The following is a 16088-nucleotide window of genomic DNA, read 5'->3' as shown; positions in this document are numbered from 1 at the left end:
TGATTTGGACGTTGGTTGTCGAGGTGTTTTAGAAGGACAGCGATTCGAGGAAGGATTTCATTGCGTCTCGCTGCTCGGTTACCGTTGCCGGTGGTCCGGTCATCTTGACGAATTTACTGAAGCCGCCTTCGGTGGGAATGATGGTCGCATCGATCGAAAATTGCTCCGCAGCGGAATCCCCATCAATGATAAACCGCTGCGCCTTGTTGCCTGAAACTTCAAAAGTTTCTGCGTCCGCTAACATTTGATCTACCGCCGCGTCGTCGGGAGTGGACTTCATGACTTGTCCCATCCATCGAGCGACGTTGCTGCGCAGATCGCCACCGGCAGTGATCAACGTCACTTCCGCTGGTGAATCTTCCGGTCCGACACTGAAAGAAAGCTCTCGCATCCCTTTCGATCCGAGGTCTCGCCAGCCTTCAGGAAGATCGTATTGGTACTTCTTTTCTGCCGGTGTGTTTTGCGGAGCTTGAGCCATCGGTGGTGCCATTTGCCCCATCGATGACATCGGACCACCCGCCATCGAGGGCATCATCGATCCTGAACTTTGACCGGGCTCGCCAACGAAGTCAGCAAGGACGGCCTGCTTGTCTGCTGATGCCACATCGAACGCTTCGCCGCCAGCGAACTGCTCCTCCGATGGCTTTAGACCAACTTGGTTTCGCCAGCGATTCACATTCTGCAAAACATAATTTTCGTAGTCGCCGCTCAATGGCAACGTCGAAACACTCAGCTCCAACTGCTTGTTGTCGGTATTGATATAGACGGTCGCAAACCGCATGGGCTTCTCGCCACCCAAACGCCATGATTCCGGCAGGGGATTCAAAATCGGCTGACCTGAGTCACCAAACTCAACCGACTGGACAAAGCTCTTGAATTGATCAGCAACCCCATCGACCGCATCTTCATTGTCCATGATCTTGAAGAACCATGCGTCGCTTTGACGCGGCACAATGACAGCCAACATCCGCTGCTTGCCTGGAATCAACTCGGCAGGCGTGCGTTTGGAAATTGTGTAGGTCGAAATCTCAGGCTCGGGAGTGCAGCCGGTGACGACGATCGCCATCAGTAGCACGATCCAACCAGCGACTTGCTGTCTGGAATGGCCAACGAGGGCGCGCACGTTAAGCGTCAATGGTATCGAACCAGAGTTCATAGCAATGGAAGGCGGGATGGGTGTGAAATCCGTTTCGAAACGGAGGAAGGAGCGTAATCCTGACGCCGTCAGTATAGACGCGACGCCCCTATTGATCGTACCCACCTATTGCCTGAAGTTTAGACAACGCGTCTGCACTCCCTAAGGGCGTCCCCACCGGAACCCCCGGACTCCTGCGGAGACATAAACGGGCCCATCCAATCGCAGGAAAATATGTCGCAGCCGGACGCAACGGCCCAAAACGATGCGGCGAGATATTAAAGAATCTCAGCCGCGCTAGATCGCATGTAGAAAAGACAGCAACGCTGGGCGATTTAGGAATCCAATCCAGCCATGCTGATCAGCGAATCGGTCAATCCGCTAACCGGTGCCGACGTCTCGCTATAAGCCCACATGTTGCGAACCAGATCGGTCATCAGCATGCCGCCGAGCGAAAGCACCAGGATGATAAACATCAACGACAGGCACTGAAACAAACTGAAAGGAACCTCGTAACCGCGAGAAACAGCCCCCGCTGTCGGAGCAGCCATTTCGCCGTCTTCGACAACCATTCCTTCGTCCGCACCGAATGCATCGCCGCCGGCGTCTGCATCGGCACCCAAGCCACCATCGTCGAATGCGACTCCGGCTTGAGGTGCATCAAACGCGTCGGCGCCCAGTGGTTCGGCACCGGGATCGGCGAAGCCAGCGTCGGCGAAGGCATTTTCGTCGCCGAAATCAGCTTGTAGATCGACGACTTCAGAATCTTCGACTTCGATCACTTGTGAACTACTGTCCAAATCTGCGTCGAGGCCAACACCTGATGGAGAAAGCTGGAACTCTTCATCGGCAGCGGAGCCCATGCCGCTCTTGGAACCAGAAATCCCACTTCCGTCTGAAAGTTCGGCACCCAAATCCAACGCTGACAAGCTGCTGCCAGCCAAGTCCAGAGGCTCACTTTCGAGCGAAAGGCCGCTGTCGCTGGGGCTCATCAAGTTAATTCCGCTGTCACCAGCAACCGAGATATCGCTGACGCTATCGAGCATTAGATCGGCGTCGTCATCGGCGATCACCAAGTCGTCATCATCGCTCAGCGCGTCGTCCATTTCATTCATCACGCTCGAACCCAGGCCACTGCCCAAGCCGGACGAGGTCAACAGTTTTTCACTGTCGCCAGAAATCAATCCGCTTCCGCTGTTGGCTTGTTCGCCAAGAAGATCGAGTTCGCTGAGCACGTCTGCACCGGACGATTTCATCGGCTTGTCGGTGCTGGGGGCATCCAACTCGTTCATCAGTGCGAGGCTGCTTGCCCCTGCGGGGTTCGAATTCAGGTCACCGCTAACGGCATCCAAATCCAATGAATCGGAGTCATCGGCAAGCAACAGTTCGCTGCTGTCGTCTTCGGACAGATCGTTGGACAGCATGAAATCTTCGTCGGAAGCCGAATCGGCAACGTCGACATCACTGATCGATAGCTTCTCGGCTTCGCTTTCGATCGCCGCTTTGGCAACCGGTCCGGTGCTGCCTTCTTTCGGATCGATCGCGACATCGATTGAATCGGCGCTATCACGCAACAACGCGGGGTCGTCCAGTTTCAATTCGGCAGAATCGATTTCCTGGAGCAGTTCGTCGTCAGTTTCGAAAACCGAATCGACTTCCAGTTCACCGCTATCGGTCGCGACCAAAGAAACGTCGCTGCCTTTTCCATCAGTGCCGGTGACAAGATTGACGTCCGACCCGGTGCTGCCCTCTTTTAGCGGCTCCGAACCGATGTTGACGTCGCTGCCGTCAGCAGCGTCTGCTTGATCGCCGCCGATAATGGAACCGATGCTGGCCGAAGAATCGCCAAGGTTCGCGTCATCGACCAAGATTCCAGAACCGAAATTGTCATCGTCGGCGGCTAGGTCATCTGCCAAACGCTCGATTTCGTTTTCGGGGAACTTCCAGCTCGAACCGTCTCGGAAGCCTCGCACCTGACCTTGGCTGCGCAGTTCGACAAGTCGGTCAGAGGAAATACCCAGCTTCTTAGCTGCTTCGTCCAGTGAGAGATAAGACATGGTCGGTGGGGTCTTGGATTCCGAGAACAGTAAAGTAGATGTCGCGACGTCTTAAATTAATTACGTGGGGCAACGCCGCTACTTTTCTTTGCTCGGAATTAGACGAACCCTCACTTCACCCGACCCTGCAGAAGTCGGATTTGACTGGGAAGTGGGTCAGTAGCGTTGAGCGTTACAGAAAAGTCGGCGTCAATCGGTCGGCTACTAATGAGGCGAAGTACGCCTGACCTATCAATATGATACACGGCAATTTGCATTTTTCTCGTATTAACCAGCGCAATTGTGTGTGTTCCCGAGTCATCAGAACCGAAAAAGCCGATCAAATCGCCCGCAGCGGCAGTTTGGGGAGCATTACCGGCCCCTGTTTGAGCCGACGCCATAACATCTGCCAGAGGGGGCAAACCGACATTGCCGGTCGCTTGACTAGCCGACTCGGGGGAGCCTCCATAGTCAGCACCTGTCTGTGGGGTCACACCTGCTGTGCCTAGCCCAACCGGGTCACTGACCTGCTGCCCCCCAGCGAATCCGGCATTCTGCGGACTGCCCGGTTGGACAGGGACGCCACCGAATGGCTGAGACGGCTGCGACAATGTGCCCGCGCCAGATAGATTGCCTGGTCCAACCGCGCTGCCAACTGCGCTACCGACCGGCGCTGACGACTGAGCAGCCGCACTCGGATTCGGCGGCAGACGTCTGGCAGCACGTGCAGCTTTGTATTGCTGCAAAATGGCTTCTTCTTCCGGGGTCGGTGGCAGTCCAACGGGTTGCTGAGCTGTTCCGGGAATTGCAGACGCTGCAAGCAACACGGCAACGCTTACGATTAGGCTCGCGACGCCAATTCGCCCTGCAAAAACGGTCCCAAACTTTTCCCGTCCGTTCATCCGAAGAATCCTTTCGCTGTTGTACCCGTCGAATCTGATTCGTTGATTCAAACGGAGATTACCGAGTTTTTCGCGGCAATCGCAAGCCAGGAAACATGGCTTCATCGTGAACGGCAAACTCGATTCGCCGCTCCAACAGCTTTCTAACGGAGCTTTATTGGCTCAGCTGGCAAGGCATCAGTCGGGCGTGATGGCTATTGCAGCGCATCCATCACGGCGTCATGCAGCAGGCCGTTTGTCCCCACACCGTCGCCCCCGCGAACCGTGGCATTGCCTTTCCAATCGGTGAAACGGCCTCCCGCTTCCACGATCACGGGCATGATCGCGGCGACATCCCATGCGTTGCAAATGGGATCGACCATCACATCGGCACGCCCGGTCGCAACCAATAGATATCCGTATCCATCCCCCCAGGTACGTGTGATCCAGCACTGTTTTTCCAGTGTTTTGTAGCGATCTTCGGCCCCTCGTTCGTCAAACGAATCGACTTGGCTGGATAGGAACACGGCTTCAGAAAGCGATAGCTTCTGAGAAACGGCTGCTCGTTTCCAACCGCCCTCGCCGCGTCGGTGCCAGCATCCCAGCCCGTTGGATGCGACAACCACTTCGCCCAACGCTGGGATTAGGATGACACCCGCGATTGGCTGCTCGTCTTTCTCAATTGCCAAAAGCGTCGAATAAAGCGGCACACCACAAACAAACGACTTGGTTCCATCGATCGGATCGATGACCCAACGATACGCCGAATCGCCTTCACTTTCGGCAAACTCCTCGCCTTGCACCGTGTCTTCGGGAAACTGCTCGGCGATCAACTGACGAGCCAATTGTTCTGCTTCCCGATCGGCGATGGTGACTGGCGAGTCGTCTTTCTTGGCGTCAACCTGCAGCTGATCGTTTTGGAAATACTTCAACGTATGATCGCCAGCCGCTTTGGCAATCTCGATCATCGCCGAGAGGCGGCCACCTTCAAATTCATTCCATTGGTCAGGAGCGGTTGGCTTACGGCTGGAATCGTTCATCGCGAAGTCGTGCGTTGCAGGAAAGAGGCTTGCGTTGCCCGGCAGAAGGCACCGGTCTGAAGATGGTTCTGCAAGTCTTTAACAGGTTTGCGTCGGTTTTCACAGGACCGTCCGAGGCAACGCAATGGCGACGATGAGCACTAAAGCAAGGCGACACTACTGGTCGCTGACTGGCGTAACATCCGACTTCTGTGTCGATTCCGAATCCGGGACTGGCTGCATGAAGAAGCTCTGATAAAGCAGCATGCATGCACCGACAACAAGCAACGAGTCGGCGATATTGAAGTTTGGCCAAGTCAGACGCGCATTGATTCGCCAGAGGATCCAGTCACGCACTCCACTTCGCCACGCATCGGGATAAGCCGGATCCCACCACATTCCCATCCTGTCGTAAAGATTCCCAATAATCCCACCACCGACCAGACCAAGTGCGACGGTCAGCCACAGGGACTCGGCCGCCTTAAAGACGAACAGCCAGACGATGATGCCGGCTGCTGCCAAAACGGACGCGAGGGCGAACAGGGTGCCCTGCCCTGCACCGATCCCAAACACCGCGCCGATGTTGACCGCGGTCTCAATTCCAAAAAACGGCTCCCAAACCCACCAAATGTCCCTCTCGCCAGGCAATCCACGCCAATTAAAAATCCATTGCTTGCTCAGCAAATCGGTCGCTCCACCGACAATTGCAAGAATCGCGAAAAGAACAGCCCTGCCAGCGATCGGAACGGGTAGCTGGGCACCATTAGTGGGTCGTGGACTCCCGTCATTGTGCTCGCTGGCGGTGGCTTCGGCGGATTCAGGTTGGTCCGGCATGATCGGGAGGTGAAAGGGGATTGATAGGCGGGCGATTTACCCGATTCGACTGGATTCACCGTGTTCGACGGTTCGATTGCAGTTCTGGTCCGGCTGGATTCAAACGGGAAATACGGTGCTGACGCGAATTTCCAAACCTCGAGTCACCCCACCGAACTCCGTTTAACTTGGCGATCTCCATTCGCCAATTGAACCTACACGGTAGAATTGTCGTCTCAACTTGCCCAGATCAACTTCACTGGATCAAGGCGCTCGAAAGCGGAAACCACTAGCGACAAAACTTTGTTTGGCATCTATGCTTGCCCAAAACAACTTTGCGCTGCGGGGGAGCGAAAAAAAGCTCCGCTGTTCGCTTGCCGCCCCCCAAAGGCGGATTCGTTGCATTTGAGCCACTTGCAGTTGATGCGTTTGTCAGCCTTTTGACCGAACGATTCAGCACACCGTCCCGGCCGGACCCTGTTTAGGGAAATCACCAAACAAACGACACTTGTTGCCATGATTCAGTCCGCAAAAGAACCGTCGTCGATCAAGACCGATTTGGCATTCCAACGTTGCATCAACCCAGAATGTGGTGCGACTTACGATGCGGGCCAATTGCACACGTCCTGTCCCAAATGTGGCAACCTGCTGGATGTTGCCTACGAATGGGATCGACTGGAAGTTCCCAAAGACCTTCGCGAGTTCGAAGCACGCTGGTCTGAACGAACCAATCCGGTTCGTTTTTCGGGAGTCTGGCGCTTTCACGAACTTCTGCCGTTCGCCCCACAAAGCGAAATCGTCACGGTCGGTGAAGGACAAACGCTGCTGCAACAAACCGATGCCGTCGGCGGATTCGTCGGTATGGATTCGGGCAAACTGCACCTTCAGTACGAAGGCATGAACCCGTCGGGCAGTTTTAAAGACAACGGCATGTGTGCCGCGATCACCCATGCGAAACTGCTGGGTGCCAAACGAGCCGCCTGTGCTAGCACCGGCAACACATCCGCGTCGCTCGCGTTGTACTGCAGCGCGACCCGCTTGATGAAGGCGATCATCTTTATCGGCAGCGGCAAAATCTCGTACGGCAAATTGAGCCAGGCGCTCGACTACGGCGCATTGACGGTGCAGATCGCTGGTGACTTTGATGACGCAATGATCCGGGTCCGCCAAGTCGCTCAAGAGCTGGGCATCTACTTGGTCAATTCGGTCAATCCGTTCCGCCTTGAAGGCCAAAAGACGATCATGTTTCGCGTCCTCGAAGCACTGCGTTGGGAGATCCCCGACTGGATCGTCGTTCCCGGAGGAAACCTGGGTAACAGCAGCGCCTTCGGCAAAGCATTCATGGAACTGAAAGAACTCGGTCTGATCGACCGTGTCCCTCGCCTAGCGATCATCAATGCTGCCGGAGCCGACACGCTGTATGAGCTGCACGAGCGACGAGGCGTCCGCTGGAATGGTGGCCATGTGAACTTGGATCCCATCCGTGAATACATGGATTACATGGACCAAAACGGCATCAAAGCAGACACGCTGGCGAGTGCCATCGAAATCAATCGCCCGGTTAACCTGAAAAAGTGTTTGCGTGCCCTTGAGTACTGCGACGGCGTCGTCCGCCAAGTTAGCGACCAAGAAATCTTGGACGCGAAAGCAATGGTGGGCGCCGGTGGCTTCGGTTGCGAACCCGCTTCGGCTGCCAGTGTCGCTGGTGCCAAGGTCCTGCGACGCGAAGGTGTAATCGCACCATCGGACCGCGTCGTCTGCATTCTTACCGGCCACGAGCTGAAAGACCCGACCGCAACGGTGGCCTACCACACCACCGACCAAGAAGTCTTTAACAACACCTTGGGAAGCCGTGGTGTTAGCAAAGCATCGTTCGCCAACAAAGCGATCGCGGTTCCAAACGAACTCGATGACATCATCAAAGCGATCCAACTGTACGCATAGCAGGTTCCGGCGTCACACCGCCGACTGAGCCCCATGGAGCCCAGTGCTTCATGGAGGCCAGCGAGTTTCACCAAGGATCGAACCCTTGCAGATCGGCGGTGATCGTCAAACGCAGTCGCAACCAAGTGACGCGGCGAGTCTTTCGCGCCAGCTTGCATGACGAATGATTTCATGCGGTTGATCGGCAAGGAAATTTGGATAGGCCACTCGGAACTGCAGGCGGGTACAAGCTTTCGCTCCTACTTGTCACCCTGCAACGCATCATCCATCATCGGGATGATCGCATCTCTTTAAATTCAGTCGCTGCTTCCCCATTAAGTCACACATGTCAGATCTACTACGAATTGCCGTTCACGGCGCAGCCGGCCGAATGGGCCGCCGAGTCGTTGCCCTCGCCGCGGCTGATGAGTCGATCGAAATCGTTGCCGCGATTGAACACGACCAACATTCATTGCTGGGCACAGACGCCGGAGAAATCGCCGGCATCGGAAACATCGACGTTCCGTTGTCATCGAAATGGCCTACTGACGTTGACGTCGTGATTGACTTTTCGCTGCCGCAGGCGATCGATCGCTGTATCGATAAGTGCATTGCTCACGAAACATCGCTGGTCGTCGCGACAACAGGAATGACCGACGAACAGATCGAGCGGCTTCGTGATGCCGCCGAAAAAATCCCAGTCGTCTGGGCACCGAGCATGTCTCTGGCGGTCAATCTTTCGATGAAAGTCGCGCAGCAAATCACCGAAAAACTGCTGAATGTCCCCGGTGGACTGGATGTCGAAATCATCGAGCGTCATCACCGCTTCAAAGCCGATGCGCCAAGCGGAACCGCTTTGAAGTTCGGCGACATGATCGCCGAGAAAATGGGTGACGACACAAAGCACGTCCACGGACGCGAAGGCCACACCGGGCAACGTACGCGAAACGAAATCGGCTACCACGCTGTTCGTGTCGGCGACAACCCGGGCGAACACACGATCGTGTTCGGCATGCTTGGCGAACGCATCGAACTAAACGTCGCCGCCAGTAATCGCGACTGCTACGCCGGCGGCTCTGTCGCAGCGGCAAAATGGCTGAACGGGAAAACCGCTGGCATGTACGACATGTTTGACGTTCTAGAAATGTAGCCGCAGCCGCCCTGAAACTATTTCATGGCATGCGGCTAAGCCGCGCATCATCGCGGCAAAAAGCGGAAGTAGCGACCAACCGCTGCTCAATCCAAAACGGGCCGGCGATCGATCGCCGGCGTTTTCACCCACCACAGACCACTACGTTTCGTCAGTCGGATCACAATGAAATGTGACGAAGGTTATCGATGTGAAGTCTGTGGCGACGACGTGATGTCGATCGTTGATAGCGATTTATACCTGCGCTTTGTGATCGGTGAACTGGATCCTGAAACTCTGCACACAAGTGCCGAGCGACATCTCAAATGCAATCCGGTCCTAGCCCAGTTCATCGAACACGACGACTTTGAAACCGTCATCGTTTCTGGTCCGATGTCCAAAGCGGACCTGGACCCTGACTTCGTTGCCCAACGGACTGAACTGGTAACGGCCGGGTTTCGGCGGTTGCACGAAATCATCCAGTGGGAAGGCGATCGTGATATCACCGAGTACCCGCTGCCAGAAGTGGCTTCTCGATATCGCTAACAGGACATCGGATCTGCTGCCGCAGAAATCAATTCCGCTTGGCAACGGCGGCGCAATCTGGCAAAAGGTGTGCTGAAACCATGCTCAGCGCGCTTCTGGTGCCACTTGGCAGGTTCTACTAGTCGAAATTGCACTGTGAACACGATTGTGTACCACGCGTGCGGTCCGCTTCGATTTGGCTCAAACCAGTGCTGCCATCGTGATAAAACGATCCACACATTTATTTAACCCTGGCTTCATCGGCCTGATCGTCGCCCAATTCTTTGGCGCGATGAACGATAATATCCTGAAGGTGATTTTGACCTTCATGGTCATCAACGGGGCCTGGAGTGGACAACTCGGCCAAGGCGGCCAGGGTGTCGTCAGCATCTGCTTCACAGTGCCATTCATGCTGCTGTCTGGGTTCGCCGGTCAGATCGCCGACCGCTTTTCAAAACAGCAAGTGACGATGTGGGTCAAAATCGCGGAGATCCCCATCGCCGCCGTGGCAGGACTGGGATTCTATCTCCAAAACCTACCGCTCACCTTGTTCGCGTTGACCGCCTTGACCTGCCAAAGTTCGTTCTTTGGTCCCGCGAAGTACGGCATGATTCCCGAACTGGTTTCCGACCGTCACCTCAGCCGTGCAAACGGTGCGATTAACATGATGACGAACGTCGCGGTGATTGCGGGCACACTGATCGCGGGCATCGCTAGCGATCACTATGCAACCAAGGACGACACCCCTGGAATCCTGTGGCTTCCGGGAGCCTTGCTGGTCGCGACTGCCATACTGGGGTGGATCGCAAGTTACTTGATTCCACGTCTAGATGCAGGCGACAAGAACTTGAAGATCAAGCTAAACCCGTTCAGCACCTACATCGCGTCCATTCGCGAAATGGCTCAGACCCGATTGCTGATGGTCATGATGGCTTGGGGCTACTTTTATATGCTTGCCGGATTGGCGTTATTCATCGTTCCCGAATACACCGAAGTGCTACACATCAATCACACCGAAGCGAGTGTGCTGATGGGAGTCCTGGGGATCGCGATCGGACTTGGCTGTGCCGTTGCTGGATTATTGTCGGGCGACCAAATCCGTCCTCGGCTGACCCTGTTTGGGGCAATTGGTTTGGTACTGTTTTTCTTCCTGTTGGCAGCCGTCCCCCCGTGGATGCCTGACACGAAACCGCTCGTCCGTGTCGCACTTAGCAACGTTTCACTGCTAATCCTGCTGGCAGGGTTTTCCGCAGGATTCTACATCGTGCCGCTGCAAGCATTGCTGCAGAAGCTTTCACCAGATGATGAACGGGGTCAGTTTCTGGGAACCGCCAATGCAGTCTCGTTCGCCTTCATGACGGTTGCGGGAGTTCTGTACCCCGTGATCCGCCCAGGATTTGGCGACGCACCGCAGCGAATCTTCTTCATCTGCAGTGGTTTGATGCTGGTCGGAGCCGCCTTCTTCACTTATCGGCTCAGGGGCACCGGCATCCTGGTAAACACCAGCGAATCGCAAGCCTAGTGCTTCGTTCCAATTCGATTTTAGGATTAGCCGCATGGCGTTAGCCACGGTTTCAGTGCAATAACCGGGGCGAATGCCCGTCGGCTGATGACCCAAACCCGTAGTTTCATATCGAACGAAGCACTAGTCGCCTGAAAGAAGATTGGTGGCGAATGCGAGCTGAATCCCCAAACGATTGCAGAACGTCACGTTTAAAGAGAGTGACGTTCTGCTGCGAAGCTCGCCTGCCTTGACTAGAACTGGCTTGACTAGGACTGCTTTGCGTCCAGTGAAACAACCTGCTTTTCTTTTGCCATCTTGCGGATGTCCTCGGTGATCTTCATCGAGCAGTATTTCGGTCCGCACATGCTGCAGAAGTGGGCGCTCTTGAAGGTGTCCTGCGGCAGCGTTTCATCGTGGTAACGCTGTGCAGTTTCCGGGTCGAGCGACAAACGGAACTGCTCATTCCAGTCGAATTCAAAGCGAGCTTTGCTCAACGCATCATCGCGGTCTTGAGCCCCCTTGCGTCCGCGTGCAACGTCCGCCGCGTGGGCAGAGATTTTGTAGGCGATGACGCCCTGCTTGACATCCTCTTCGTTGGGCAAGCCCAGGTGCTCTTTCGGTGTGACGTAGCACAACATTGCCGCGCCGTGCCATCCTGCCATCGCGGCACCGATCGCACTGGTGATGTGGTCGTATCCGGGTGCGATGTCGGTCACGAGTGGACCGAGGACGTAGAACGGAGCGCCGTCGCACAGTTCCGCCTGCTTTTCCATATTCATTTGAATCTGGTGCATCGGAACGTGGCCTGGTCCTTCGACCATTACTTGCGTGCCGTTTTCTTTACCGCGTTTGGTCAATTCACCCAACACTTCCAATTCGGCGAATTGAGCGTCATCAGAAGCGTCAGCGATCGAACCTGGACGCAACCCATCGCCCAACGACCAAGTGACATCGTATTCACGCATGATGTCGCACAAGTCATCAAAGGCGTCGTAAAGTGGGTTCTGCTTGTTGTGAGCCATCATCCACTTCGCGATCAGCGAACCACCGCGACTGACGATACCGGTGACACGATTGACCGAAAGGTGCAAGTGCTCCAGTTTGACACCGCAGTGAATGGTCATGTAATCAACACCTTGCTTGGCTTGGTGTTCGACCATGTCCAAGAAGTGCTGGGCGTTCATGTCTTCGATGTTGCCGCCAAGCTCTTCAAGCATTTGATAAATCGGAACCGTCCCGATCGGCACTGGGCTTTTTCCGATGATCTGCTTGCGGATCTCATCGATGTTTTTACCGGTCGAAAGGTCCATCACGGTGTCGGCACCGTAGTGAACCGCGGTGTGCAGTTTTTCCAGCTCTTCGTCGATGTTGCTGGTAACGGCACTGTTACCGATGTTGGCGTTGATTTTGCATTTTGCGGCGACGCCGATGCACATCGGATCCAGAGCACCTGCGGCGTGCACCTTGTTTGCAGGGATGACCATTCGTCCCGCAGCGACTTCATCGCGGATGATTTCGACGGCCAAATCCTCACGCTGCGCGCAACGTTCCATCTCGGGGGTAATTTCACCAGCACGCGCTGCCAGAATTTGTGTTTTGCTCATCGATCAGAACTCCATCGGAACCCACGCGAAGTGGGAATGAAAGCCAAGCAACGACGTTTAATCGACCAATGCGAGCAGGTCGACCAAACAACCGTTGTCGGTATATGGGAAAGATGCGTGTCGCACCTAAGAAATTTGCTCAAATTGCCAATCTGTCTGGGCGTCCTAGTTATACGCCCGCGCTGGGATCGAGAGTAGGGCCGAGACGGTCCACTACAGCGTTTTCAAGTACTCCAAGACCGCACGTTTTTCTTCTTCGGTCAACAGATCCGGGTAATTGTGCCCTTTGCCGCTCTTGCCGAACACGCTCGTGTCAAAATAGCTACGTCGCCGAACCGGATCGTCCAAGTCGCCTGGTACCCCGTCGACAATCTCGACCGTCAAGCCAACTCGCTCCGAATCCAGTGCTTCGGATGCTGGCCGCCATACCCCGGGGCGTTCCTTTGGATGCAACAGATGCCAAAGCGTCGGTACACTTCCATTGTGCAGATACGGTGCACTGGCCCAAATTCCGTCCAGTGGCGGGGCGACATACCCAACGGGCGAAAGCACGGTTTCATGCTGCTCTGGCTCACCCGCATGGGCGAACCAGCTTTGCGCATAACGCCGACGACCTTCGACAGTCAGAGCTTTCAGTCGCACGGGGTCCGTTTGGACTTCGTCAATCGGGACACAACGATTGGGGTAAGTCCAATCCTTCCCGTATGTGCCATGACATTCGGCACAGTTCGAATTGAACACTGCCCTGCCCTGCTCTGCCAAGCGCTGATCAATCGATCCGGTGTACTTTGGAGGCCGCAACGAGGACAGATACGCATAGACATCTCGAAAGTTGTCTTCGTTGTCGCGATAGAACTTTGGACCGTTTTCAGGGACCAACGTGAACTGCATCAGCGCACGGTGCCCTTTGGCGGCAAATCCGTCGATGTAAATCGACGGCCGTTTATGGAAATACCACCAGGGCGGCGCGTCCATATCATGATGCGTGAAAGATGCCGGAAGCTTACGAACAACGTTTAGTTCCGAATCCCTGCCGTTCATCAACCCCATCCCAAAGACCACCGCATTGGTCGTCCCGTTGGTTGTCCCCAACGGAATGAACAACGCTCCGAGTTCCATTCGGCCAGGAAATAGCCCCAGTTTCGATTTTGTCTTGGTAAGTTCCTCCGTCAGCGACTGTAGCGCATAACGGTTGTTTGGAGCACCGGGGGTCGGCGTGCCATAGACGCTACCGCCATGACAAGAAAAGCAATTCATCGTCCAATTGCCTTCGGCGTCAACAACATACTGCAGCGGCTTACCCGAATCGTCGTTGGGACGAGTGGTTAGCCCGTATCGCTTGTAGGCCATCTTTCGACGCTCGTCTTCTGCGGCAGCGGCGGCACGATCACGCAACGGCTCGGGCCAGGACTTCCATAGCTGGTCGAACGTTGATTGATGAAAATCACTCGGCAGGACGGCCGTTTCGGTCAAAAATCGGTAGCCCGATTCCGCATTCCCAATTTCCTGGCCAAGCCCGTCATCCCCCAAAGCCTCCTGTGAGACGACAGACACCAGCATCAATCCGATCCAGATCAGAAGTTTTCGATCGTGGTTTTGCATTCGAATCGTCGTGCTTCCAGAGAGTCCAATGTCCTTTGTTGTGTTGAAGCCCCCCGCTTCAACCTACAGTCTATTAGTGACCGTCAAGTGATGCCGCTGATTCACCGTCAATTGCCGCAAAATCGATTTCCAAAACCGAGGGTCTGGCTTTGAAGCGCCATCGGTACTTGAGCTTTCGCACCTGACCTAAGCGTTCGATTAATGCGAGCACGTTCCCTCGTCCCGATCGCGACAACAACCAAACACGGGCCTGTTCGTCAGGTAACTGATCGACCAGCAAAGACAAGGATTCGATCGGCGATCGTGAGGAAACTAATTTGACCTCGTCGATCCGATACGGTCCTTGCACTGGAAACTTCAGGTAGTCCCAGAACCGTTCATCTTCCGCGGGCCAGCTCACTGGTGCTTCGGTGAGCAAGCTTGCTTCGATCAACCCGCTATCAAGCCACACAAAGTCGGACGTGGTGCTTTCTTGCTGGATCATTTCGACTGCTGATCGCCATCGCTCCCCTCGCAATTGCATCGGCAAATGACCAGCAGCCAACTTCGTCAGGACGCCTTGGTGCCAGAGCTGAAACCCGATCACAACCATCAATATGGCAATCGGTACAACACGTTGAAATGAACTTTGCCGCGAAATCGCAAACGCTCGATCAATCAGCTTTGCGGTGAGCTCGCCACCCGTCCATGCCAGCATCGGCAGTGCCGCGATGAAGTACCTACGATGCCATAACGGAACGATGTCCGCATAAGACGCGATAAAAAAGACAGCTGTTGCCGTTGCACTAATCAGCCCCGGTATCCACCAAAAACAGTCAGCCGATGCGGGCTTCATTATTGCTGACTTGTGTTGCGAAGAGGCCGCGTTTGGTCGACCGGCAACAAAACGGCATATAACCACACATAGCACCAGCGTGATTCCTGGAAACAACAATAGCGACCACCAATCCCAAGCGTCCAAAAGTTGCTTCGACCGCGTGGCCTGACCGAAAGCACGCCACAGATCTCGACGCTGCCAAGAATGTGGAAGTGACGAAGCGGCCAACAAGAGCGAGGTCAGCAGCCCAAATGTCAGCACTCCCAAATCACCCGACCAGACCTTCAAGCGTCTCATTCGCCAAGTCAGTATCAGACCGACCGGGAACAAAAGGCCCAAAGTGCCCAACGAAGTGGGGTGCAACAACCCAGCCAGACAGATCCAGAACGTCATCGAAAGGCGACCGACTCCCACCTGAACGGTGACTTCATCATCCGACGGTCCGGTCAAAGCGCGATCGACTTTGTTGTCTTGTCCCGCGATTTCATGCGAGCCTTTTGCCGTTTGCAGCATCTTCATCATTGAAGCCGTCGCGAATGCGGAACAAAGCATGACTGCCGCATAGGAACGAAGCTCCCCACCGAAAAAGACGGCGTGCTGATCGAATGCCAACAACAATGCCGCTGCCAATCCACCGCCAAGCCGCCCCGATGAACGTGTCACACCGAACAGCAAAACCAGTGCCGCAATCGCATTAAGAACGACGCTACTGATCCGCATCGCCCATTCGAATCCGAGCAGATTTGCCAAGCCCAGCAAGTCCACCGTCTTTTTCCAAATCCACAACGAATGGAAATAGCCCGTCGTTTGATTTCCATCCGCGGCACGGGCGGAGATATCAGGAAAATCGGCGGCAACGGCCCAGGCCGAATGCAGTTCATCCAGCCAAAAACTCTCGCCTCCCGACGGCCAACGCATCGCAACAACGGCGACCACAACGATAAATGCCGAGATCGCCAGTTGCGTTAAAGATGGGGGGCCGGTTGTCGCTTCAGTTTTCAGAATCTTTGTCATTTCCGCCGCAGTGTACCACTTCGCCCCCGATGCCTATCATGGGGCGTTTTCGACGATAAATAAGAAACTCGATTCGCTCGACACCA

General features: G+C 55.1%; 12 protein-coding genes. 4 read left to right on the top strand and 8 right to left on the bottom strand.

Annotated elements, in window-relative coordinates; genetic code table 11:
* Positions 1-28 precede the first annotated feature (28 nt).
* From LOC67_RS03955 to LOC67_RS03935, 5 genes are all read right to left on the bottom strand, one after another.
* The gene (locus tag LOC67_RS03955; RefSeq protein WP_230261215.1) at positions 29-1066 is read right to left on the bottom strand and encodes a hypothetical protein; all 1038 of its coding nucleotides are present in this window, start codon (positions 1064-1066) and stop codon (positions 29-31) included.
* 404 nt (positions 1067-1470) lie between these two features.
* Positions 1471-3192 carry a helix-turn-helix domain-containing protein gene (locus tag LOC67_RS03950; RefSeq protein ID WP_230261214.1) on the bottom strand — a complete coding sequence of 574 codons (1722 nt, stop codon included), beginning with the start codon at positions 3190-3192 and terminating at the stop codon, positions 1471-1473.
* A 110-nt stretch (positions 3193-3302) separates the two neighbouring features.
* Positions 3303-4073, bottom strand: coding sequence for a hypothetical protein (locus tag LOC67_RS03945; protein ID WP_230261213.1), 771 nt, complete (start codon positions 4071-4073; stop codon positions 3303-3305).
* 194 nt (positions 4074-4267) lie between these two features.
* Positions 4268-5092 (bottom strand): histidinol-phosphatase, encoded by an 825-nt coding sequence (gene hisN, locus LOC67_RS03940; RefSeq protein ID WP_230261212.1) that lies wholly within the window; start codon positions 5090-5092, stop codon positions 4268-4270.
* Between the two features lie 156 nt (positions 5093-5248).
* A complete protein-coding gene (locus LOC67_RS03935) occupies positions 5249-5905 on the bottom strand; it encodes a signal peptidase II (protein WP_230261211.1) in 657 nt (218 codons plus the stop codon).
* A 495-nt stretch (positions 5906-6400) separates the two neighbouring features.
* Here LOC67_RS03935 and thrC point away from each other — a divergent pair, with 495 nt between their 5' ends.
* From thrC to LOC67_RS03915, 4 genes are all read left to right on the top strand, one after another.
* Positions 6401-7828, top strand: a complete 1428-nt coding sequence (thrC, locus tag LOC67_RS03930) for a threonine synthase (protein WP_230261210.1) — start codon at positions 6401-6403, stop codon at positions 7826-7828.
* A gap of 325 nt (positions 7829-8153) precedes the next feature.
* Positions 8154-8957: a 4-hydroxy-tetrahydrodipicolinate reductase gene (gene dapB, locus LOC67_RS03925; RefSeq protein WP_230261209.1), complete on the top strand. Its 804-nt coding sequence runs from the start codon at positions 8154-8156 to the stop codon at positions 8955-8957.
* A 165-nt stretch (positions 8958-9122) separates the two neighbouring features.
* The gene (locus LOC67_RS03920) at positions 9123-9482 is read left to right on the top strand and encodes a hypothetical protein (protein WP_230261208.1); all 360 of its coding nucleotides are present in this window, start codon (positions 9123-9125) and stop codon (positions 9480-9482) included.
* 199 nt (positions 9483-9681) lie between these two features.
* Positions 9682-10983, top strand: a complete 1302-nt coding sequence (locus tag LOC67_RS03915) for an MFS transporter (RefSeq protein ID WP_315861024.1) — start codon at positions 9682-9684, stop codon at positions 10981-10983.
* 248 nt (positions 10984-11231) lie between these two features.
* Here LOC67_RS03915 and thiC read toward each other — a convergent pair whose 3' ends face one another.
* From thiC to LOC67_RS03900, 3 genes are all read right to left on the bottom strand, one after another.
* Positions 11232-12569, bottom strand: a complete 1338-nt coding sequence (thiC, locus tag LOC67_RS03910; RefSeq protein ID WP_230261206.1) for a phosphomethylpyrimidine synthase ThiC — start codon at positions 12567-12569, stop codon at positions 11232-11234.
* 213 nt (positions 12570-12782) lie between these two features.
* Positions 12783-14171, bottom strand: a complete 1389-nt coding sequence (locus tag LOC67_RS03905; RefSeq protein ID WP_230261205.1) for a c-type cytochrome — start codon at positions 14169-14171, stop codon at positions 12783-12785.
* A gap of 73 nt (positions 14172-14244) precedes the next feature.
* The gene (locus LOC67_RS03900) at positions 14245-16002 is read right to left on the bottom strand and encodes a hypothetical protein (RefSeq protein ID WP_230261204.1); all 1758 of its coding nucleotides are present in this window, start codon (positions 16000-16002) and stop codon (positions 14245-14247) included.
* Positions 16003-16088 lie beyond the last annotated feature (86 nt).

The sequence above is a fragment of the Stieleria sp. JC731 genome, assembly GCF_020966635.1.
Classification (GTDB): Bacteria; Planctomycetota; Planctomycetia; order Pirellulales; family Pirellulaceae; genus Stieleria.
The sequence above is the reverse complement of the archived record's forward strand: the minus strand, read 5'-3'. Positions and strand labels throughout refer to the sequence as shown.